Origin of the sequence: Pigmentiphaga litoralis (assembly GCF_013408655.1) — a bacterium.
In the GTDB taxonomy this organism is placed as follows: Bacteria; Pseudomonadota; Gammaproteobacteria; order Burkholderiales; family Burkholderiaceae_B; genus Pigmentiphaga; species Pigmentiphaga litoralis_A.
In genome coordinates this window covers 564611-586253 of the sequence record NZ_JACCBP010000001.1, presented here as the reverse complement: position 1 = coordinate 586253, position 21643 = coordinate 564611, and the positions used below count along the sequence as shown (strand labels likewise).

Genomic DNA, 21643 nt, shown 5'->3' with positions numbered 1-21643 from the left:
CGCGCCGGCCTAACCCCGCCGATTGAACCGCGACGTGAGGTCGCACGATGCAAGACTCTCGATCATGAACTGCGTAAACGCCCGGATTTTTGCGGGCTGCAGCAGCTTGCTCTGGTAAGCAAGATTGATCGTCAACATTGGCAGATCCCAGTCCTCGAACAGAGCCACCAACCGGCCCTCGCGGATATCGGTGTCAACGATGTACTGCGGCTGGATCAACACGCCCGCCCCGTTGATGGCGGCAGTGCGAATCACCTGGCCGTCATTGCTTTCGAAGGCGCCTTCGACTGGCAGGCGCCGCTGTTCGGCGCCGCGCCGCAAATGCAGTTCGGATGTGGTCGTGGCCAGGGTGTAGAGCAACAGCCGATGACGCGCCAGGTCTTCCACAGATGATGGCGTGCCGCGCTCGGCAAGGTAGGCAGGTGCCGCAGCGATCACGAGCCGGGTGTCCGCCAGCCGCCTGACGGTAATACCGGAGTCCGGCTCAAACTGTCTGGTTCGGATAGCAACGTCGGTGCCGGCTTCAATGAAGCTTTGGTATCTGTTTTCGACCAGCAGCTTGATCTTCAGCTTCGGATAGCGCTTTGAGAATTCGGCCAATCGTGGCGCGATGTGATTGACGGCGAACGAAACCGACGTCGTCACCCGCAGCTCTCCCATGGGTTCGACTGATGCATCGCTAATCGCCGCGTCGCCTTCGTCAAGCGCACTGACCGCGGCCTCGCAATAGCGCAGGTAGGTCGTGCCTGCTTCCGTCAGCCACAACCTTCGCGTCGTACGTTCCACCAGGCGGACGCCGACTCGCCGCTCAAGGTCGTTCAGATACCGGCTAGCGGCCGCGTTCGACAGCTCAAGATCGTCGGCTGCCTTGCTGATGCTACCCAAGCGTGCGATGCCTACGTACAGCCGCGTTTGCGTCCAACGGTCCATGCTCGATTCTGCCACTAGGTGGAAAAAAGATTCAACTTGCGGGGGCTTTTTCGACTCATTCTGCCCGTCTAGACTGCAATCGTCAAAGAAACGAGACCTCCCTTGGGCTTAACCGAAAGCCGATGGGACCGGCGCTGAGAGATCTGCGCCGACAACAATCCAAGGACCGCGTCATGAGAATTTCCGATCTTCAACACCGCGCCGTAGCGGGCGCCGTCGCCATTGCCTGCTTCGGCGCGGGCGCCCAGTACGCGGTCGCAGCCGCCTACCCCGACCGTCCTATCAAGATCATCGTGCCCTTCACGCCGGGCGGCCCTGTCGATCTGGTCGCGCGCCGCATGGGCGATTCGCTCACCAAGCAACTAGGTCAACCTGCTGTCGTTGAGAACCGCCCTGGCGCCAACGGCATCGTCGGTGCTACAGCGTGCAAATCAGCAGCGCCCGACGGCTACACCGTCTGCATGTTCCTGAGCGACACAGTCGTCATCAACCCGTCCATCTACAAGACCATCAGCTACTCGGCCAAACAGTTCGCCCCCATTAGCGAAATCGTCAAGGTGGACTCCGCAGTGGTCGTATCCGCCTCGCTGCCGGTCAACTCACTGCAGGACTTGGTGGAGTATGAAAAGAAGCACAAAGGCAAATTGAACTGGGGCCACTTTGGAACGGGAAGTTCTTCGCACCTGTACATGACGCAGGTCAACAAGGCGACCGGCACGCAGTTCGTGGATGTCCCCTATCAAGGCGGAAGTCCGACCGTGACCGCGCTTGTATCCGGCCAGATCGACGTGTCGTTGCTGTCGTACGGACTGGTTGCGCAATACATCGACACCGGCAAGCTCAAGGCGATCGCCGTGCTGGGCGACAAGCCGTCCCCCAACTTCAAGGGCGTCCCGCTGCTTAAGGATCAAGGCCTGACCTTCGCACGCAGTGCCTGGGTCGGCGCGTTTGCACCGGCAGGCACGCCCGAGTCCGTCACCCGCCGCCTGAACGCCGCCATTCAAACAGCGCTGCGTGACGAAGAGGTGCGCAAGACGCTTGTCGTGCAGGGCCTTCTGCCGGTGGGCGGCAGCCCAGACGCGCTGGCAAACGTCGTCAACGCCGAATCCCAGGACTGGGCATCCATCGCCCAAGCCGCCCGCGTCAGCCTCGACTGATCGTTGCCTTTCGCAACTACTTGAAGATCCAAAACAATGAGCACATCACAAGTCATCGTCGTGGGCTGCGGCCCCGTTGGCCTTATCACCGCATCGGGCCTGGGCCGCGCCGGCGTTCGCGTCACGTTGATCGAAGCCGAGGCCGGCCCATCCAAAGCGCCACGCGCGCTGGTGTATCACTGGGCAGTGATGAAAGGCCTGAATGATCTTGGCCTGTTAGGCACCGTCATCTCCGCCGGACTGGTCAAACACGACTACAGCATGCGCGTGCATCGAACTGGCGAAACCGTAAGGTGGTCCATACGCGAACTGGAAGGCCTGGTCGAATATCCTTTTAACGTCCACTTGGGACAGGACGTCCTGACACAGATCGTGCTCGAGCAGATACGGCGATTGCCGAATGTGCAGATACGGTGGAACACACGGGTCGAGCGCATCGTTCGCAATGACACCGATGTTGCTGTGGCCGTGTCCGGGCCTGATGGCGAAGAGGTGCTCACCGCAGATTGGCTGGTCGCCGCAGATGGCGCACGCAGCGCGGTGCGCAACGCATTGGGCCTGTCATTCGACGGAATGACGTGGCCGAAGGAAATGGTGGCGACCAATATCGAAGCAGATCTTGACGCGCTAGGTTTTGACAAAGCGACGTTCGTGATCGACGAGACGTACGGCGCCATCATCGTCAAGATCGATACGGGGAAGAAGTGGCGGGTGACGTATTGCGAGCCAGCAGGGCTTGATCCGGCGGGGATCGTGGAACGGATGCCGGCGATGTTCGCAAATATATTGCCGGGGCTGGAGGGCAAGTATGAATTGCAGCAGCATTCACCCTATCGGATGCACCAACGCGTGGCAGGGTCGTTTCGCGTCAGTCGGGTGCTGCTCGCGGGGGATGCTGCGCACATTACCAATCCGGTCGGTGGCTTGGGGCTGACGGCTGGCTTGTTTGATGCGTTTGTGTTGTACGAGGCCCTGGCCGCGGTGATCCACCGGGCCGCGCCAGAGAGCGTCCTTGACCAGTACGCCAGCGCTCGGAAGGCTAACTTCGAGACCTACACATCGCCGCGTGCGACGTTGAATAACCAGTTGCTGTTTTACACGGGACCGGAACGACTTGAGCAGGAGATGGCGCAGGTTCGTCGCTTGGGCAGTGAGCGGCAAGCGGTACTTGATCGGACATTGTTTGTTGGCGAGTTGGAAACTGTGTCGTTGGTGACAGCGCCGCCTCGATAATTTGGTGACTACCGGGTCGTCATCTTGACGGTTGCAGAACGCCGGAGGACATCCAGTAAACCGCGAAACCACCACGCCGCTATCAGAACCTGCCCTGTCTAGGGCTGTGCCATTCGCTGTCGATAGCAGTCGGGAAACAGGACTGAATGCTGCCAACCAATGCATTGCAGCTGCTCTGCGTCTTGCTTCGACGCCGACCTAGTTAAAAAAACCGGGAAACCTTTTGCGTGGAGCAATGGCCTTCCCGGTTTTTCATTTTTCTGGTCCTGCTACGACCACTATTCCCACTCAATCGTCAACAGGTCTCGCAGACCCGCATGGTTAAAGGGTTTGGCTGTGATCAACATAGAGCCTTACCGTCGCTTTTACCGTCATCGGACAATAGCTTTGTATGGCGCGGAGGATGGAGAGATTTTAAGTGGCCACGACTCTGGCAACACCATCGTCAATCACCTTTTAAGATAACGCATACAAGCGCACCGCGCTTCTTTCAATCCTCGCTTCGTTGCCAGCGTCGGCGTCGCCTGCCCACCTCTCTTGTACGCTCGATCTCTTGCCATCAACGCTTCCACCATATGCAGGATCAGCGTCGTGGCATCATCGACCGCTTCGCACGTGCGACATGGGTACCCGTCGAGCTCGGCATTGAGGCTCGCCAGGCGCGCGAAGGCCAGCTTGATCCCCTCGGTCTTGGGCATTGGCCCAGTCGCAGCTTGCGCATGGCGCTCATCGTGATGCTCCCCGCTTCAAGAACAGCGGCTTGTACGGCCGCAGTACTCGGTCGCGGTTTACGATGGCTTACCGGCGGGCCCGGCCGCTCGGTCAATCACCGTCTTGGCGGTTCTCGGATGCCGCCAGCTCGGCACCGACGCCCAGCAGCGTCGTCAGCTCCGCGCCGGCGAAGCCGCAAGCCCAATGCCACCAATCGACGCCATTCTCCAGAACGACGAGCCAGCGTCAGGCTGCGCGCTCAAGGGATGGCCGCCAAGTGGACTCAGCATTTCAGCCGGCTTCGGTACCACGGCCTTTCTCGCCTCTCCTTTGTGCCGCCTCATGCAATTAAAGCTCCGAGCATCTGGGAATCGGTTCACGGCACCGAACCTCTGGGGGCGTGGGTCGCGCTTGGCGGAAGCTCGGTGGGGCGTTCGGGCACACACTAACACTTTAACTGTCGGGCCTGACAGATTGGCCGATAGCACTTACGTGAAGCGGCTTGGCCAGCGTGAGCGCTACGACGGCAAGTGATGCCGCGTCGGCTGCCAGGAAGCGCAATCGCCCTAGCGGCGTAGCAAAAGGGGGCGAAGCCCCCCTCGTCACAGCCAACCGAGTTCGACGAAGGCCGTCGTCTGGTCGCCTGCAACGATGATGTGATCTAGCGTGCGCACCTCGACCAGCGTCAGCGCCTCCTTGAGCCGCTGTGTCAGTGCCCGATCGGTAGCGCTCGGCTCGGGATTCCCGCTCGGATGGTTATGCGAGAAGATCACTGCCGCCGCGTTGTGCTGCAGTGCCTCCTCGACCACCTCGCGCGGGCGGACCGTCGCGCCGTCGATTGTTCCACGGAGCATCTCGACGTAGTCGATCAGCCGATGGCGCGTATCGAGAAACAGGACCGCGAAGACCTCTCGCTCGAAGCCCGCGAGCTTGGTGCGCAGGTACTCCTTGACCGTCGCCAGCAAAGTGAACTCGGTACCGCGCTGCATCTTCTGGTCGATGACCCGACGCGCGGCGTCCAGAATCTGGTCGGCCGACGCCGGCCGATAGCGGCCACGGCCGTCACGCACCGGCAGCGAGGCATCGGAAGAGAGGGAAAACTGTGACATGTTCGTGCTCCGGTTGCTCGGGCGGAATTGCCCGGAACCGGCGTCCGCACGGCGCAGCGCAAGCAGTCAAGGGCGAAGCCGGCCGCCAGGACGCCAGCGCGCAACGCGCGCGCCGCCCTTGACGGCGAGAACGCCGTGGTACGGTGAAGGGAAACAGCAAGACCGCCCATGCCATACACGAACCCCGGCAAGCGGAGCGCGCAGGCGCGGCAGGGCCGGAGGCGTCAGCGATGGAGGCGAAGGAGGCGACGCCAACGGTGGCTCGATGCGAAGCAGCCAGCGCGGTCCGAACCCGTCAGGCGATGTTTAGGACATGCCAGAGCACGAGGCAGATTTCCTCAGAAGCATCCTGGCTTGGCCAGCGCATGAATGATTGGAGTGCCACCTAACTCGCACATATGCGAGTCGTCATGAACAAAGATCGTGTCGAATACCGAAAACGCGCCCATCTCCGCCAGTAGCGGCGCCAAGTACGTTGCCGCTTTGGAGTAGTCGATGGCTGGCAGCGGCCGATTGTCATAAACGATCAACCAGTTGGAGGGGTATCGAACGAAGCCGTCGGCCGTTGCCTTCGGCATCTTTTCCTTGACGTGGTCCGCCATCGCGGCGGCCCATTCGCGCTCCGGCGAATCGCCACACCAGCCTGAACCAGCCTCATCGGCCTCTATCTCACGGCGGAGTTCATCGGCCGTCTTCCTATGTTCCCCAGGCAACACATGGGGAGTGAAGTAGACGTCCGGGCCCAAGCCTTCCTTTTCACGGAGAAAGTCAGCGCGGGCGATGTTCTCCGGCACAGCTTCAGTGTGCTCGATTCCCACGTCGGTATCGGGCATCGCCAAAAGGAAATCCGGCTTGTCAGAATGAGTCAGGTTCAGCGGGAACGAGAGCTGTTCAACCGGTAGCGTCGCAAGCAGATGCGCGATGCAATAGCGTTCCGCGTGGTGGTTCCGGCGTCCCTCCGAGCGCAAGGGGACGTCAATATCCAGCTCGGCGAGCCTGGCCTTTAGCTGCGCTGGAGTATCCGCCCGCAGGATGATTTCCGACATGGGTGGTCACGCCTCATGATTAGTTGCTGCGTGATAGCGATGCAGGTCCGACACAACTGCGATCAACCTGTTGATCGGTTCGGCCAGCCTCTTCGGCAATACGCGGTGCTGATTATGCGTTTTCAGGTCGGCGATCCAGCGATGCGCAACCCACACGTCCTCTTCGGAGTGGTTGTTGTCCACGCCATTGCAATACTTGTAGCCAACGAGCGCATCTGTGTGCGACAGCAGGACGCGCGCCATTGTCATGTGGAAGCGATGGGCCTGGAGATCCGCCGGGCCTTTGGGGCGCGGCAGGGTCAACCGTAGGCATCGCTGGCCGTTGAACTCACTCCAGTCGGGGCCAACGACCTGTCCCGCGCGTTCCAGCATCTTGCGCGACTGTTCGTTCTTGCCATTGACCAGGGCAACGGCGACCGCCCCTTTCGGATACTCCAGCTTTTCGGCGAGTAGGTTCATCCAGCGAACCAACTTATTCAGGGTCTCATCGTCGGCAAACACAAGGAACTGATGGCGTTGCTCGTCGTCCAGAAATGCCGGCAACTGCGCGTAGAGGGGATAAAGCAGGTCGTGGAGATAGATGTAGGTCTGCCGGCGTCCTTGCTCGTGGCTCCGGGTGGTCGCGGTCAGTACCTGCTGTGCCCACTCAGGCGTAAGTTCGTCCAGCGTCATCTCGGTGATGTCGATGGAGATGAGCGGAAATCCGAGCGACTTCCCGATCAGCGCCTTGCGCCCGTCGAAGGCGTGGCCGAGTTCGATTTCAACGCCGCCCAGGACCATCGGCTCTGCCTGGACCGGTGGGCCGAGCACAGCAACGTCGAGCCGGAATCTGCTGCCAAATGGCGTCTCCAAGGGATGCTCGGTTGCCACTCGGTCAGCGCCGAGCAACAAGTTGCCTTCTAGCGGATAGTCCGACGCATCCATATCCTTAAATGCCCACGGCATCGCAAGGCCGGCGTTCAATCGTCGGGAGAGTTCGGCCGCGACAAGCTCTTTCGCTTGCCGGTGTTCGGGACTTTCCTGAACGGCGCGCCACCGGCCGGATTCTTCGTCTTCGAAGTGCGCTTTGGGGTTAAAGGTGTGCTGGGCAGGAAGCGCCCTGAAATGGGATCGTCGACGTAGTTTCCCGTTTTCAAAGGAGGGGCTGACCCATGTAACCAGTTGCCGTGATGAGCCGGGAGATACCAGGGGCCACAGCTTGCGCGCATGTTCCCGGCTGCGAACGTCGCGCGCGGCGATCGTGGTCTGAAAAATCCCTTTTCGAGAGAAGACAACGATCGCCTCGTGCATTCTTGTTCTTCCCTTATGACTATACGGCCGCTGGTTTCGTGGCGCCATCCAACTTGCGGTGAATCAGCGACACTAGCGTCAGAACGTCCAGTGCATCCTGTTCGGACATGGGCCAATTCGTCTTGGGCGCATGGGCCAGCGGATTGCGCACGGCACCGAACAGGCCGATCAACAGGTTGGCAAAGCCTTTCTGCTCGCTCTTCTCGGATTCCGTTGTGAGCGGCCCCAAGGCCAGGACCGGTTGCTGGCCTGCGAATGCCTTGTTCACCAAGTCCGCACCATCGCCGTTTAGGCCCGACAGCAGCCGAATCCGTTCCGCAACGCCTTTTGTTGCCTCGAAGACGGCATGGAAGTAGTTTTCGTCCAGCAACTCGGCACGGCAGTAGTTCAGCACTTCCGCGTGGACGACGCGACTTTCCAACGCGGCCTTGAGCCGTCCCGCGCGGGCGCGCGCGGCATCGAGCGTCGTGGCCTTGTCGGCGTATCCGACCCTGCCGTCGTCGCGCACGTAGAAACCGGAGAACGCAAGGACGACATTGAGTTCGTCGCGCCGCCAGGCGAACGCCGCGGGGTCGCGGGCGTAGTTCACCGGATTCATCGCACGATTGATAAACATGATGAGATGGTTGCCGATCTGGTGGTGGTTCTGCGCACCAGCCAGCGCATTAAACAGCCGTTTCCACTTGGTCATGCCGGGTGAGGTATCTCCAACCTCGATCTCTTGCAGCAAGCGCTCGATTTGCGTACCGCTCAAGCCTTGCTCGGTATCGGCAAGCACGCGACAAGCGGCTTCAAGATGCTGCGAGCTGAAAAGTGGAATAAGTGTCATGAGTTTCCCCTGCTACCTCTCAAGCCCATTCAAGCATGGTAACGATCGCCTGCCCCTCGGTGCCGACCTCCACAAACAGAGCATGCTCGTAGCCAAGCTGCTGCTTGTAGCCCCGAAGTTTCCGAAGGTCGATCTGTCGGTCAATGCGGCTCGTTGACTTCTTGAACTCCAAGACCAGATAGTTGTTCCTCGTGCCTCGCCGATGGACGATTACATCTGGGAATACGGTCTTCGCCTCATCGTCCTCGCTGTCCGGATACAGCTCCAGATGTCCAAGCCGCTTTGGATCAGTGCCATCCCGGTTGTATTCGCAATCCACGGTCCAGTCAGGAAAATGCTGTTGGAGATACATCGCGAAGCGGAAAGTGATCGATCGTTCATTCGCGTCGATGCCGAGCAAGTCATCGTCATTGCCCAGTAGCTCGGACAACGCGCGTGCCACAGGATCCCCGGGCAGATGTTGGCTGAGATACTGAATTTGCTCGTTGGACAGCACCATTGGCATGCACGCCTACTGAAGACTCACGTTAAAGGGCGCACGCACCGATCGAAACGTCGCTAGGATTGTCCGCCTGGCTTCGTCCAGTTCGTCGGCAACGCGATGCGTAAGCATGTACATGGGGCAATCCGGCTGCTCGCAGCCGCAGTGCCTGATCTCCCCGTCCTTGAGACGGGTCACAAAGATGCGGCGCAACTCATCAACCTAGCGAACTACCTTTGCAAGCACCGCTTGGATGCGTTGATCTTGAAGATGGTGAATCGAGGGGATGCGCCTGACTTCATCTCCCTCGCGCGTCCGCCACGCGCCGGTATTGAGCGCGCCGATGGTGTCTTCGATAGCCTGCCGAAAAGCTGGCAGGGAGCTTTCCCACTGAAACGGCGTGCGAAAGGCCGGCCGATCAAACACGGCTGCCATCAATTGCAGCACATCGATATCCGAGAGGCCGGGGAAGTCGTCCACGAGCCTTCGGATCTCTGTTTCGGCGTCAGGAAACTCGATGCCTTGGACGAAACGATGCAGCAGGTCTCGGCACGAAGCCGCAGGTTTTCCTCGAACTCCACACCTGACCATATCGTCAGATGTGCAACGCCAAGAGAAGTTGCGGCTTGCTCAATCCGTGTTCGGCTGGCGTCCGAAACGGCGCCACGGCAGACGAACTTGAAGACATCCCGCACCCCGCTTGCGGCTTTGGCCGCCTTGCCCATATCCGCCTTGGCTTTCGCCAGCGTCAACGTGCCCCGGTTCGCGCACTGGATGATGGTCTTGCGTGCCGGCTGGTCATCGAATGGCTCGATACCCGAGATATCGCTCCCTTGATCGCCTCCCGATTGACCATACCAAACGAGGCCACGCCAGCCCATGCGAACGTGGTACGCGAAGACAAGGCGCTCGAACTGAATGCCACTGTAGTCCTCAAAATGACCTGGAGAAACCGTCACCGTCGCCATACCCCTCCCCTTTTCACGTGGCTGCTGTTCTTGAATAGGCTCCTCTACGCTGCAACGAGTTTCCGCGATAGCCAATGAAAGCCACCATTACATCGCGCGGTAGTGAGCCTGGCAGCGCCGAACACTTATGGAATGCGACATGGAGAATAACCCGTCACAGCTCATCAGCTGAGACAAAGGCTCCAAGGAGCCTACGTGCTCCTTAACAGGTCACCTGCCCGGCTTGGACGCCTACGACCAGCTACCGCAGTTTCCAAAACGCAGTGTTTTACCCTTCCGGCGCACGATCCGCCGCCAGGAGTTGCGGCAAACCGTCCCCTTGGCCGAAACAACAATCTACGAAATAGAGCGCCGCGGCGAGTTCTCACGTCGCTTCAACCTGACGCCGCGCTGCGTAGTACGGGATTTGGTCGAAGTCGAAGCGCGGATCGAGGAGCGCAAGCAAACCCCACGCAGGGGCACTTTAAAGCCGGATGTCCACCTACGAAAAGCCCGCCCTGTCCGGGCGAGCTGCATGAAGAGTGAGGCGATCCCCTTAGTCGGACGGTATACCTTCGATGACTATTCGATACAGTTCATCGCTAATCGGTGGATCGTTACCCCGAGATAGCCATTCATCGGCCAGGCCTGCGATCGCGCGAAACCGTGGATAGAAATCGCGTCGCCGATCGGGGTCGAGCGTCGCAAGGGCTTCCTTGGCGTGTCGAGAGAGTCCTCGCGGAGACCAAATTTGGCCACGCTCATCGATGACGACCGCCAGCGATCGATGGGTAAAGCCGCTCGTGTCCCCGACGCGTCCGCTCGACTTCCCTCTATGGTATTTCTGGAGCGAGAGTGCGACGACAAGGCTACGCTCGGATACCTTAAGCAGGGAAAGCAATGGGCCACGACTGACGAAAAAGCGGCATCCAGTCTCGCTCCAGGCGTACTCACCGCGTCCGCCCTCAGCACCCCAGGCTTCGGCGCGATAGGCTGGTCTCCCATCGATTGACCAGAAGCGGACCACCTCGTCATCGGCGACAGTCCCCAACAGGTTTCGCGTCCAATCCGATGGGAAGGGCCTGTCGAGTGCAGTGGCGGCACCATAGGGATCATGTCGATCGAACTTGCGCTCGTTGTTCGGTGTCTTTGCGACCCATGGCTGAACCGTGTGGCCGTCGCCACCGAAGTGACGGGTAACCTCATCCTGATCATCCGGTAACCATCTAAAGAATGCTTCTTCTGACAGCACGGCCATGACCGCCGCTCGCGCATCGACGGCATTCGCCAGTACGCTTTGAAGCGTGACTGTTGTGTCTCGCCCGATCGACCAACGTCCTGCCACCGGAAGCCAATCCGTCGCCACCTTGCCGCCGAGCACGCCGAGCAATGGTGCCAGCAGATTGCTGTCTTCGCGTGCGGTGCCTCTTTCACCGCTCTCCGGCATGGGCATGTCCGCCTCCTTAGTGAGGTCGAGTGGAAACGGGTCGGTGAGCTCGGCAAGCCAGAGACCGTCGCTTCTTGAAAGCCTATATTCACTCAGGAACGCGCCCCAAGCATCCCCCCTCCAATCCTCGCCGACAACCGCCCGTGTCGCCAGCAGCTCACCAGCAACAAGCATGAGAGCATGCCACCCTAGGTATCCCCCGTACCGGTCCCGGTCCGGAACATATCCGGACGACCAAGATGCATCATGGCTTCTGCTACGCGGGCAGTCGTACATTCCTCGAACGGTTGAGTCCCAACGCCGCACCCATGCACTGATGCGATCTTCCACCTCCCAGCCTGGACAAGCGAAGACGTGGCACAAGCGCTCGACCTGATATTTGTTGAAGTCGTAGTCGAGGTGGAAACCGTCTTCTGATTTAAGCGAGGCGTCAGGCCTGGGTGCATATCGGAACTCGCGCTCGTCGGTTCGGTAAACCGATGGATACGGCGACTGGTTTGCGGAGTCGAGCTTAGCGATAAGCTCTTCGCGCTCTTCGGGCGCGAGGGCAAGCGCAAGCTGGCGAAGTATGTCTATCGCGAACGCGCGCATGACGATGTGCGGAAACCCAGCAGAAAAGGCGATCCGCTCGAAGAACGCGCGATGGGGGGAAAATGTGCCAGCAGAGTCTTTCGCGACACGAGCGAGCGCTATCAACAGCCAAAGCTGTGCATGCATTGCGTAGAAGGGCAGCTTTGCGTCGCCGAAAGGCAAGTTTGAAGCAGACCCAAAGCATTCGATCAGGCGTCCAATGACATCGGAACGTCCGGCCACCACCAAGCGCCGCACCGCATGGGCTGCGCGCCAGCGCATTGCTGCGATGGGATGGCCGAGCCTCGCCCACACGAGCCCCGCCACGAATGTCCCCTCATCGGACGGAATCGTAAAACGCGTGTTCCACGGTCCATCTCCAACTTCGGGCGGCAGCTTTTCATCTGTGTTCGCCAGAAACCGCTCGAGGCCTTGCGCAATGGCACTGGCACTGACGTCAGACGCCAGTCTCGCGGCAAGTGAGAGCCAGGCATTACCACCAAGGCTGTCCGCGGTGCTCCGGAGCGCTGAAACTACGTGCTCGACAAGAGTTGCGCGGTCGGCATGGAAATGTTGCTCCAGTCCCCGCCAGCCGCCCCACGCGTCGGTGCTTGAACTGGCAAGTTCAGCAGCGTGCTTGGTGGCCAAGCGCAGTCCCAAGTCAGGCAGAGCATCACGCATAGCAGCCGACGACCTACCCCATTCCTCCAAGTAGTCGTCCAACGCGTGGGTTTTGTCGGCAAGCGTGGCAACCGTTGACTCAACGACCGCGCGGACGAACCCGAGGCGCTCGCCGGGAGAGTTTGCCCGCTTGGCCAAATCGATCAGTGTTCGAACCGGCCAGCGCCGCCCTGACTGGTCAATCTTTTCGCTGAGGATCTGACGGTCAATGTCGTCTGAGTCCGTGAGGTCCACCGGGAAGACAGGCAGTGGCTCCGAAGCGGTCGACGGAGGGATTACCGTACGCGATTCGGATCGGGGTCCAAGGCGAGTAAGCAAGCCCTCGATTCGTGTTCTAGCATGAGAAGCGGCAGGAAGACTGCGCTCAGCGAGGTCATGTAACCGTTGGATCGTCTCTCGTGCGGGAGACAGTTGATCCTCACGATCGATCTCGACCAAGAGGATATCGAAGAACCATTCCCATCGTTCTTGAGGTAGACGGCAAATGACCTCTGACGCGAAGCCGGAGATGTGCCACGTCCAGGTTTCGACTGGAGCAGCCAAACCAAACAGAGCGACGGCGGCTTCAACTGAAAGCTTCGAATCGCGGACGAGGACAGTTAATGCTGGGCCGAGCGACAGTCCGAGCCGAGCAACGTCACGATCATCCAGTCGCGCCAGCGTGGCCAACGTCGCCCGACCAGCAATCGGAACCATTGTTTTCGCATACTCAGTCCAGGGGAATTTGCCATCGTCGTTCTGATTCAGTTCGAGGATACGCGCCAGGGTGTGCGCCGCCGCCGGCGGAAGTTCAGGACCCGAATAGTGGCCGGTCAGTTCCAGCAAGTGGTTGGTACGATCGAAGTCATCCGACCCAATTGCCTCAGCAAGATCGAGCGCCCGGCGAAAATAGGCCGCGGCCTCTTCAGTGCTTACTCGCCAGGTTGCGCGCGCGAGGTCACCGTAGGATGAGATTCTGGATCCGACATCGGTATCGAGTTGGATCTTGCGCTCGATATGGCCGGCAAGTAGGAGCGCAGCATCATGGCAGTGGGGCGTACGCGACAGTCGAGCAACCGCATCGGTCAGCTCCGGCGTGAATAGGCCTGGCGCACTCGCTGCCCACTCGGCCATGCGCTTCGCAAGCGAGGCATTGAACGCACCGAACGCATCGGCAAGATCGAATATCACTCGGAAGCCGTTTCGTGCGAGATACGCCTTCCCGTCCCTATACGGATAGTTGGATGACTGCTCGACATCACGGACAAGTCGGTCAAAGGCCGTGGCCACCATCTCGTCCCGCGTCTTTCCCTTGGGCGGGCGAATGATATCGGCGACATCCTGCGCATAGCTCAGCATCGGCAAGATCCGGCTGCCAAGCGCACGCGAATAGTCTGATCGTTTTTCCTCGTCGATTCCGTCGCGCCGCTTCCGTCGGTGCCGAGTTCCGTCGAACTTCGGAGCGGCCAGCTTCTGATTAAGTACCCGGCTAAAGTTCGCTGCGCCCCGCGACCGAGCGCCCGCAGGCACCAGACCGATGAATTCCGCCGGTGCAATGTCGATCAAGGCGGCGCGCTTCCGGCTCAAGGCAGCTCGAACGCCGGCGGCCAGTACAGTCACGTGGACCGCACGGTCGCTCGGATACTGACTGGAGTAGTTATAAACGCTTGGCGATGCAAGTGCAGTTCCAGCGAGAATGGTTTCTGCCTCTCTCTCCATGCCGAGCTCTATCGCCTGCGCTGATGCCAGCACACTGGCCATCGCCAAGCCTTCACTCTTGCCATCCGCAGAAGCTGCAGCAGCAAGTTCTGCGACAAGTCGCCTGGCATGGGATGGGTTACGGCCGACGAAAGGAAGCGCGGCGGCATAGAGTGCGCGAGAAGGCAGTCGGCAACGCAAAAGCCTCGTTGCGATGCGTGTCTCGGGCGGATGCGCCGAATTCTGGTGTCGATCCAGAAGATCGAACAAGTCCCGAAACTTAGCGAAGGCCACACCGTCGTCTCGACGGGCGAAGAACTCCGCAACGCGCACGTCGTTGCCCGCCAGCATCTCGACATACGCGAATCCAATATCATCCAATTGCCTCGAGGTTTTCGATTCGCTATAGCGCACACTGCGTTTGGTATGCGCGGCCCAATTGTGCCAATCGATTGATCGCCGAGCGTGGCGACGGGCCTCCTCTCGGTCGCCTGCGAACGCGTTCGCAAGTGCAAGCGCGGCGTGTTTTCCTCCGGGCCAGCCAACATTGGTCGCGGAGAGGCGTCGCAGAGCTTCGGGGTCGCCTGCCACTGCAGTGAGATCAGGATGCTCGTATAGGAAGCGATCGGATCGCTCATGTCCAGCGGCAACGAGCGACGCTTCTAAAAGCAAGCGCAGAAGATCGTCGCGCCGGTTCAGCTCTCCCGCCAGTGCTATGGCGGCAGTAATCCGCGATAGACGGATGTCGCGTGCGCTTACCTGTGAAGCGCCTCGGGGAACACGCAGGTCGTAGGCCAGTTGGATGAGCTGATCTGCATCGCGTAGCGAGGTGAGCAATGCTGGAAGTGCTCGGGCCGCATAGTTCGATGTGAGCTGGCGGTCCTGGAGAGCGGCGATAACGCGATCTCGACCGGCTTGACTTGCGCCGTAGCTCGATCGGATCAGGGTCTCGGTCGGTTCATCGCGGAACATCAAACCGTGTGGCGTTCGCTCAAGCAACGGGGCGAGGTCGGCCGCGAAGCTTTCAACCTGCTCCGCGATCAAGCCATGTGCCGCAGCCAGTTCTTCAATGGGAACTGGGGGCGCTAGCAAGGCGATGCCTGTAAGCAGAAGGTCAATGTCCGCGTCGCTTGCCCCGCGAGCGCGTGCAGTTTCGCGCGCTTCGGCGAGACGCTTTCGAAGCAGCGCGTCGAGCAGATCTTGCGGCTCTCCTGGGGCGTCAGGGAACGACACGGGATCATACGGTCGTCCGGTCGTGATCAGGTTGTCGAGACAGCGTGGATTGCGACCTGACCGCGTCAGCAGAGCGGCGACCTCGTCGACCGAAGCATCCGGCACGCGCCGATCAATGAGGGAACGTACTTCCGCGTCAGTGAACAGTGGAACGGTGAAAGGACGGTGCGAGGCATCGCCAGTTGCCAGCGCGAGCCGTTCAGTCCGGCACGATGCGACGACGCGAACGCCGTCGATCGGATCGACGCTGATGCTGCGCATGAGAAGGTGTGCGAACGACGAGGTCGCGGTATCCCGCGCGGCAAGCCCAGCGTGGTCGATCGCGTCGAGCACCAGTGAAACACATGCATCGCTGCGAGTTCGCCGAGCCGTCTCCACCGATTGGGCGAGTCGTCGGCGGAACGCTCGCAGCAAGCCCGTTACGTCCGCCACTGGCAACAGGATGTCGCACAGGCCTTGTCCGGCCAAGAGATTGGCAAGGTGGACAAGCGTCCTTTCCGGGAGGTGCCGGCCGTCAGCTGGATCACGCCAGCGACCGGCGCCGAAGCCATCAAAGAGCACCACGGGGCCATCGGCTCGGAATCGATCGGCGAGGCCTTGCATCAAGACCGTCTTGCCCATCCCGCCGGCAGCATGAACAACGAGAGGAAAATCAGCTTCACGGGCGAGGATGGCAATGTCGTCAAGAACTTCACGCTGAATGACGATCTGAACCTCGGGGAACGCATCGGGCGTGGGGTACAAGCGGTCCTCGTGCTCCACCTCCAGCTCAGCCAAGACCGCTACTCGATCAACTCGTTTGTCCGATTCGCTACCAGGACCGGCCTTGATCCTGATGAGATTCCGCAACTTGAGCAGGCGTTTCTCCGCATCCGGATCCCCTGGTTCGCTCCATGCGGCGAGCGTCGTCGATATCGCACGCTCAGCCTCGGTCAAGCTTCCCTTGCTACCCACCAATTCCAATCGCCGCAACAGGTCAGCAAAGGGATGGGGATACTCTTTCAGGGCTTGTGCGATCCGGCTTGCTTGGCGGGCAATATCCCCGGTTTCTTGCGTGCCCGCGACGACCGCCGAAATCGCCTTCCCTAAGTTCTCGTGGATGGGCCTGTTCGTTGCAAATTCATAGCGGACCACCGCGAGAACGTGATCATCGCCATGGGTCGCTCGCAACTCGACATCGGTCGCGGCAAACTTGCCAAGAGTTGATGCCAGGTCCGCAGCTCGAACTGCCGTGTCGGCGCTTGCGATCGAGTACTTGAACTGGACGACCGTGACTCGATGCGCCCGTGCGACATCGGTGGCGCCATGGTACCGAACAAGATCGGCAATCTCGACCGCACCAGTTCCCAAACTCTGCTCGTCACGTTCGTCGAAACCCTCAAGCGTGATCGCTGTAAGGTCGCTCGATGGCGGCAGGAGTTCAAGAGCGGTGCGCGCGCCCCAAGCTTCATGAAAGGCATGGCCTGCCTTTGATGCTCGAACTTTGTCGATTTCTATCGGCGTTGTGTCGTTATCGTCGTCACTCATGGTCGGCTTGTCGTACCTGCGTCATCCAACCAAGGCTTCCAGCTCCTTGGACACCGAGTGCGGCAACCGGCGGCCAGCCGGCGCTTCTCACGCTGCTTCTCCAGCGCGGGGGATTTTCCTTGGGCGATGGCCTTCTTGGCGTGGATCAGCGTTTCGCGAGCCAGGGCCAGCGAGATGCCTGCCGGCCAGTAGCGGCCGATGGTCAGCGTCCTACGGCGGGCGTTGAGACGGTAATCAGAGCCGAAGGTGACGGTACCGACAGGCGATACCATCACGTACATGCCATCTCGATCAGAAGCCTTATAAGGCTTGGGCTTAGGCTTGAGGTTGCGCAGTGCCGTGTCAGTAAGCATCGAGGTTTTTCTCCTGTTCATGACGGCTTTTACCGTCAGCGGCCAGGAGACCTGCTCATACTCGGAAAGCCGCATGAAACAAGCTTTCCCTAGGAGACTTTCGCCGTCAAAGACCGGTTTGGTCTGGATAGTAAACGGGAGGGTCTTAATCGAGCCTCCGGTTCCTACCGCCACTTCTACCGCCAACCGGTTCCGCTGGCCGGCGATAGCCGACGATAGCTGTCGTGACGTATTTCCTTCTAAATCAATACGTTACGTCATTTTTCGATAGCGAACGATAGTCCCCGAAAGACCTTAAATCACTCCCACTCAATCGTCGCAGGCGGTTTACTACTCACATCATAAGTAACCCGGTTAATCCCCCGGACCTCATTGATAATCCGCCCGCTGACCTTCTTCAACAACGCATAAGGCAACTCCGCCCAATCCGCAGTCATGAAGTCGGACGTCTGCACGGCCCGCAAGGCCACCACATAATCGTAAGTCCGCCCATCGCCCATGACCCCCACGCTCTTTACCGGCAGGAACACCGTGAAAGCTTGCGAAGTCAGGTCATACCAGGACGTGCCCTGATCATCTTTGAAGTTGCGCAGTTCTTCGATAAAGATGGCATCGGCCCGGCGCAGCAGGTCGGCATATTCCTTCTTCACCTCACCCAGGATCCGCACACCCAAGCCCGGACCGGGGAACGGATGGCGATACACCATGCCAGGTGGCAGGCCCAACGCCACGCCCAGCTTGCGAACTTCATCCTTGAACAGCTCTCGCAACGGCTCGAGCAGCTTCAGATTCAACGTCTCGGGCAAGCCACCCACGTTGTGGTGCGACTTGATGGTCTGCGCCTTGCCTTTCTTGCCGCCGGACTCGATCACGTCCGGGTAGATCGTGCCTTGCGCCAACCAACGCGCATTCTTCAGCTTGCCGGCTTCGCGCTGGAATACCTCAACAAACTCTCGCCCGATGATCTTGCGTTTGGCTTCGGGATCGCTGACGCCTTCGAGCTTGCTCATGAACTCATTCGTCGCGTCGACGTGGATGATGTTCAGGCCCATGTTGTCGGCGAAGGTCTGCATGACCTGTTTGCCTTCGTCCAACCTGAGCAAACCATGATCCACAAACACGCAGGTCAGTTGCGGGCCGATGGCTTTGTGGATCAGGGCAGCGGCCACCGATGAATCGACGCCGCCGGACAGGCCCAGGATGACTTCGTCGTCGCCCACCTGCTGGCGGATGGCTTCGACGGCTTCCGACACGTAGTCGGGCATGTTCCAGTCGGTGCCGCAGTTGCAGATGTCGTGGACAAACCGTTCCAGCATCACCTGGCCGCGGACGGTGTGGGTGACTTCGGGGTGGAACTGGACGGCGTAGTAGCCGCGTTCGACGTCCGCCATGCCAGCGATGGGGCAGGATGGCGTGGAGGCCATGAGCTTGAAGCCGGGCGGGAGCGCGGTGACTTGGTCACCGTGGCTCATCCAGACCTTCAGCATGCCGTGGCCTTCGTTGTTCGTGAAGTCCTCGATGCCGGTGAAGAGCGGCGTGTGGCCGTGGGCGCGGACTTCGGCGTAGCCGAATTCGCGGTGGTCGGCAAAGGTGACCTTGCCGCCCAGTTGCATGGCCATGGTCTGCATGCCGTAGCAGATGCCCAAGACCGGCACGCCGGCGTCGAACACGGCTTGCGGGGCGCGCATGGACGTTTCTTCGTAGGCGGAGGCATGGCTGCCGGAAAGGATCACGCCTTTCAGGCCGCGGGCCATTTCTTCGCGGATGAAGTCATCGGACACGTCGTGCGGGTGGATTTCGCAATACACCTGGGCTTCGCGCACGCGTCGTGCGATCAGCTGGGTGACTTGTGAGCCGAAGTCGAGGATCAGGATACGATCGTGCACGCTTATTCCATCCGGTAGTTGGGGGCTTCTTTGGTGATCGTCACGTCGTGGACGTGCGATTCACGAATACCCGCCGAGGTGATTTCGACAAACTCTGCCTTGGTGCGCATGTCGTCAATCGACGCGCAGCCGCAGTAGCCCATCGAGGCGCGAATGCCGCCGACCATCTGGAAGATGATGGCGAGCACGCTGCCCTTGTAAGGAACGCGACCTTCGATGCCTTCGGGCACGAGCTTGTCGGCGTTGTTGGCCGGGTCCTGGAAGTAGCGATCGGCGGAGCCGTCGGTCATGGCGCCGAGGCTGCCCATGCCGCGATAGCTCTTGTACGAACGGCCTTGGTACAGCACGACTTCGCCGGGGGCTTCGTCGGTGCCGGCGAACATGCCGCCCATCATGACCGTGTAGGCGCCTGCTGCCAGGGCCTTGGAGATGTCGCCCGAGTAGCGCACGCCGCCGTCCGCGATCAACGGCACGCCGGTGCCTTCAAGCGCTTCGGCCACGTTGGAGATCGCGGTGATCTGGGGCACGCCCACGCCGGCCACGATACGCGTGGTGCAGATGGAGCCGGGGCCGATACCGACCTTGACGCCGTCGGCGCCGGCTTCGACCAGCGCCAGTGCCGCCGCGCCAGTGGCGACGTTGCCACCGATGACTTCAACTTGCGGGTAGTGTTTCTTGACCCAGCGGACGCGTTCGATCACGTCGTGCGAGTGGCCGTGGGCGGTGTCGACGACCAGCACGTCAACGCCGGCGGCAACCAGCTTTTCGACGCGTTCTTCGGTGCCTGCACCAACGCCCACCGCGGCGCCGACGCGCAGCTTGCCGTGCGCGTCCTTGCATGCGTTGGGGTGTTCGGTGGTCTTGATGATGTCCTTGACGGTCATCAGGCCGCGCAGCTCGAAGGTCTCGTTCACGACCAGCACCCGTTCAAGGCGATGCTTGTGCATCAGGGCCTGCGCTTCTTCGGGCGTGGCGCCTTCCTTGACGGTGATGAGGCGTTCGCGCGGCGTCATGATGGTGCGCACGGGTTCGTCAAGGCGGTCTTCAAACCGCAAGTCGCGGTTGGTGACGATGCCGACGACCTGGCGGCCTTCCACGACCGGCAGGCCGGAGATGCCGTGCTGGCGCTGCAGCGCAATGACGTCGCGCACTTTCATGTGCGGCGCGATGGTGATCGGGTCGGAAACGACACCCGATTCATAGCGTTTGACCAAGGCCACTTCCCGCGCTTGCTGGTCGGCGGTCAGGTTCTTGTGAATGATACCGATGCCGCCTTCCTGGGCCATCGCGATTGCCAAACGGGATTCCGTGACCGTGTCCATGGCGGCGGACAGGAGCGGAATGTTCAGCGAGATCTTGCGGGTGAGACGGGTGCGCAGACTTGCGTCACGTGGCAACACCGCGGAATAAGCGGGCACGAGCAGCACGTCGTCGAATGTGTAGGCTTTTTGTACGAGACGCATCTGGCAACCCCTGGACTGGAATAAACCTCCTATTGTAGTTCAGGACTTACCCTGATTGCGCTCTCCCACGGTACTTTGGGGAGTTCGGCTGCCAGAAAGTCCACAAAGGTCCGGACGGCAGGCAGCAGCCCCCTTCGGGACGTGAAGACGATGTGCAGCACGGTCAGGTCCGTGTACCACCCGGGCAACACCTGGACGAGGCGGCCGGAGGCGACGGCTTCGGCGCTCAGATTCTCGGGCAGCAAGGCCACCCCCAGCCCGGCGATCGCCGCCTGCAGCAGCAAGGGGAAGTCGCTGCAGCCCACGCGCGGTTCGTGCTGGACGGTGTAGGCCGCTTCGTCGGGGCCGAACAGCGGCCATTGGTCGTGCTGGGACACTTCTTCCATGCTCAGCGTCGGGACGCCGGCCAGGTCTTTCGGGTGATCGATGGGCGGATAGGACGCGACGAACGCCGGGGCGGCGACGAGGCCGGCGCGGTTTTCGCCCACCACCTTGGTGACAAGATTGGGGTCCAGGTCGACGCGGCGGCGCGCTCGCAGGGCAACGTCGATACGTTCTTCCACCAAGTCGACGCGCCGGTTCGACACCACCACCTGCACCCGTACATTCCGGTACTGCGACAGAAACTTGGGCAGGATGCGGCTGAGTTGGGGCGCCAGGCCCGGTGGACACGCCAACCGCACCAGGCCGTGCGGGTCGCCGCGCATGCGCTGCGTGGCCTCCTCGGCCGCCTCGGCCTGGGCGATCATCTGCTGGCAATGCCCATGGAATTCCTGGCCGATCTCGGTCACCACCAGCCTGCGCGTGGATCGCTCCAGGAGCCGGACGCCCAAAGTCTGTTCAAGGCGGGCAATGCGCCGGCTGAGGTTGGACTTGGGTACGTTCAACGCGCGGCCGGCCGCTGCAAAGCCCCCATGGCGCACGACAGCAGCAAAGTAATAGAGGTCGTTCAGATCGAGCATGGGGACGTTCCAGGGCGATGGCACAGGCGTTCGGCGTTTTGAAACGCCAGCAAAGCGCATTCATTGTTCCATAAATAGAACGAAGCGTTCGTTTTCCCCCGACTTATCAAG

At 60.6% G+C, this 21643-nt stretch carries 16 protein-coding genes and 2 pseudogenes; 3 read left to right on the top strand and 15 right to left on the bottom strand.

Translation table 11 applies throughout. From position 1 onward, the window contains the following. Positions 1 to 9: 9 nt before the first annotated feature. Positions 10 to 930, bottom strand: coding sequence for a LysR family transcriptional regulator (locus HD883_RS02435; protein ID WP_179587993.1), 921 nt, complete (start codon positions 928 to 930; stop codon positions 10 to 12). A 173-nt stretch (positions 931 to 1103) separates the two neighbouring features. Here HD883_RS02435 and HD883_RS02430 point away from each other — a divergent pair, with 173 nt between their 5' ends. Then, positions 1104 to 2087 (top strand): tripartite tricarboxylate transporter substrate binding protein, encoded by a 984-nt coding sequence (locus HD883_RS02430; RefSeq protein ID WP_179587994.1) that lies wholly within the window; start codon positions 1104 to 1106, stop codon positions 2085 to 2087. A 36-nt stretch (positions 2088 to 2123) separates the two neighbouring features. After that, positions 2124 to 3320 (top strand): FAD-dependent oxidoreductase, encoded by a 1197-nt coding sequence (locus tag HD883_RS02425; protein WP_179587995.1) that lies wholly within the window; start codon positions 2124 to 2126, stop codon positions 3318 to 3320. Positions 3321 to 3769: 449 nt separating this feature from the next. Here HD883_RS02425 and HD883_RS02420 read toward each other — a convergent pair whose 3' ends face one another. The 9 genes and pseudogenes from HD883_RS02420 to HD883_RS27545 all read right to left on the bottom strand — a co-directional run bounded on the left by HD883_RS02420 (position 3770) and on the right by HD883_RS27545 (position 9754). Then, a complete protein-coding gene (locus tag HD883_RS02420; RefSeq protein ID WP_179587996.1) occupies positions 3770 to 4018 on the bottom strand; it encodes a DUF2274 domain-containing protein in 249 nt (82 codons plus the stop codon). A 28-nt stretch (positions 4019 to 4046) separates the two neighbouring features. After that, positions 4047 to 4262, bottom strand: a pseudogene (locus HD883_RS27555) (TrbI/VirB10 family protein); the annotation flags it as partial. A 371-nt stretch (positions 4263 to 4633) separates the two neighbouring features. Continuing rightward, positions 4634 to 5140, bottom strand: a complete 507-nt coding sequence (locus HD883_RS02415; protein ID WP_179587997.1) for a JAB domain-containing protein — start codon at positions 5138 to 5140, stop codon at positions 4634 to 4636. 338 nt (positions 5141 to 5478) lie between these two features. Beyond that, positions 5479 to 6186, bottom strand: a complete 708-nt coding sequence (locus tag HD883_RS02410) for a hypothetical protein (protein WP_179587998.1) — start codon at positions 6184 to 6186, stop codon at positions 5479 to 5481. A gap of 6 nt (positions 6187 to 6192) precedes the next feature. Continuing rightward, positions 6193 to 7476, bottom strand: a complete 1284-nt coding sequence (locus HD883_RS02405; RefSeq protein ID WP_179587999.1) for a hypothetical protein — start codon at positions 7474 to 7476, stop codon at positions 6193 to 6195. 19 nt (positions 7477 to 7495) lie between these two features. After that, positions 7496 to 8305, bottom strand: a complete 810-nt coding sequence (locus tag HD883_RS02400) for a TIGR02391 family protein (protein WP_179588000.1) — start codon at positions 8303 to 8305, stop codon at positions 7496 to 7498. Positions 8306 to 8324: 19 nt separating this feature from the next. Next, positions 8325 to 8804, bottom strand: a complete 480-nt coding sequence (locus HD883_RS02395; protein WP_179588001.1) for a hypothetical protein — start codon at positions 8802 to 8804, stop codon at positions 8325 to 8327. Between the two features lie 204 nt (positions 8805 to 9008). Further along, positions 9009 to 9266 carry a hypothetical protein gene (locus tag HD883_RS27550; RefSeq protein ID WP_257021959.1) on the bottom strand — a complete coding sequence of 86 codons (258 nt, stop codon included), beginning with the start codon at positions 9264 to 9266 and terminating at the stop codon, positions 9009 to 9011. Continuing rightward, complete coding sequence (locus HD883_RS27545) at positions 9221 to 9754, bottom strand: hypothetical protein (RefSeq protein ID WP_257021958.1); 534 nt, start codon at positions 9752 to 9754, stop codon at positions 9221 to 9223. Before HD883_RS27545 ends, HD883_RS27550 begins: the two co-directional genes overlap by 46 nt. Positions 9755 to 9968: 214 nt before the next feature. On the opposite strand from HD883_RS27545, the gene HD883_RS02385 reads away from it, so the two are divergent. After that, on the top strand, positions 9969 to 10364 hold the full coding sequence (locus HD883_RS02385) for a helix-turn-helix transcriptional regulator (RefSeq protein ID WP_179588782.1): 396 nt from the start codon (positions 9969 to 9971) through the stop codon (positions 10362 to 10364). Here HD883_RS02385 and HD883_RS02380 read toward each other — a convergent pair. From HD883_RS02380 to HD883_RS02360, 5 genes and pseudogenes are all read right to left on the bottom strand, one after another. Further along, positions 10290 to 16868, bottom strand: a complete 6579-nt coding sequence (locus HD883_RS02380; RefSeq protein WP_179588002.1) for a hypothetical protein — start codon at positions 16866 to 16868, stop codon at positions 10290 to 10292. The two genes, HD883_RS02385 and HD883_RS02380, sit on opposite strands and share 75 nt — an antisense overlap. Positions 16869 to 16936: 68 nt before the next feature. Next, positions 16937 to 17221 (bottom strand): annotated as a pseudogene (locus HD883_RS02375) (Arm DNA-binding domain-containing protein); the annotation flags it as partial. A gap of 299 nt (positions 17222 to 17520) precedes the next feature. Beyond that, positions 17521 to 19107: a glutamine-hydrolyzing GMP synthase gene (gene guaA, locus HD883_RS02370; RefSeq protein WP_179588003.1), complete on the bottom strand. Its 1587-nt coding sequence runs from the start codon at positions 19105 to 19107 to the stop codon at positions 17521 to 17523. Between the two features lie 2 nt (positions 19108 to 19109). Next, on the bottom strand, positions 19110 to 20570 hold the full coding sequence (gene guaB, locus HD883_RS02365) for an IMP dehydrogenase (protein ID WP_179588004.1): 1461 nt from the start codon (positions 20568 to 20570) through the stop codon (positions 19110 to 19112). A 29-nt stretch (positions 20571 to 20599) separates the two neighbouring features. Beyond that, positions 20600 to 21532, bottom strand: coding sequence for a LysR family transcriptional regulator (locus tag HD883_RS02360; protein WP_179588005.1), 933 nt, complete (start codon positions 21530 to 21532; stop codon positions 20600 to 20602). Between the last annotated feature and the right edge of the window lie 111 nt (positions 21533 to 21643).

What these genes read in the sequence shown, in the direction of transcription:
- HD883_RS02435 (WP_179587993.1), bottom strand. Translation starts at nt 930, where the DNA reads ATGGACCGTTGGACGCAAACGCGGCTGTACGTAGGCATCGCACGCTTG.
- HD883_RS02415 (WP_179587997.1), bottom strand. Translation starts at nt 5,140, where the DNA reads ATGTCACAGTTTTCCCTCTCTTCCGATGCCTCGCTGCCGGTGCGTGAC.
- HD883_RS02425 (WP_179587995.1), top strand. Translation starts at nt 2,124, where the DNA reads ATGAGCACATCACAAGTCATCGTCGTGGGCTGCGGCCCCGTTGGCCTT.
- guaB (WP_179588004.1), bottom strand. Translation starts at nt 20,570, where the DNA reads ATGCGTCTCGTACAAAAAGCCTACACATTCGACGACGTGCTGCTCGTG.
- HD883_RS02380 (WP_179588002.1), bottom strand. Translation starts at nt 16,868, where the DNA reads ATGAGTGACGACGATAACGACACAACGCCGATAGAAATCGACAAAGTT.
- HD883_RS27545 (WP_257021958.1), bottom strand. Translation starts at nt 9,754, where the DNA reads ATGGCGACGGTGACGGTTTCTCCAGGTCATTTTGAGGACTACAGTGGC.
- HD883_RS02395 (WP_179588001.1), bottom strand. Translation starts at nt 8,804, where the DNA reads ATGGTGCTGTCCAACGAGCAAATTCAGTATCTCAGCCAACATCTGCCC.
- HD883_RS02360 (WP_179588005.1), bottom strand. Translation starts at nt 21,532, where the DNA reads ATGCTCGATCTGAACGACCTCTATTACTTTGCTGCTGTCGTGCGCCAT.
- HD883_RS02410 (WP_179587998.1), bottom strand. Translation starts at nt 6,186, where the DNA reads ATGTCGGAAATCATCCTGCGGGCGGATACTCCAGCGCAGCTAAAGGCC.
- HD883_RS02420 (WP_179587996.1), bottom strand. Translation starts at nt 4,018, where the DNA reads ATGCCCAAGACCGAGGGGATCAAGCTGGCCTTCGCGCGCCTGGCGAGC.
- HD883_RS02430 (WP_179587994.1), top strand. Translation starts at nt 1,104, where the DNA reads ATGAGAATTTCCGATCTTCAACACCGCGCCGTAGCGGGCGCCGTCGCC.
- HD883_RS02405 (WP_179587999.1), bottom strand. Translation starts at nt 7,476, where the DNA reads ATGCACGAGGCGATCGTTGTCTTCTCTCGAAAAGGGATTTTTCAGACC.
- HD883_RS02400 (WP_179588000.1), bottom strand. Translation starts at nt 8,305, where the DNA reads ATGACACTTATTCCACTTTTCAGCTCGCAGCATCTTGAAGCCGCTTGT.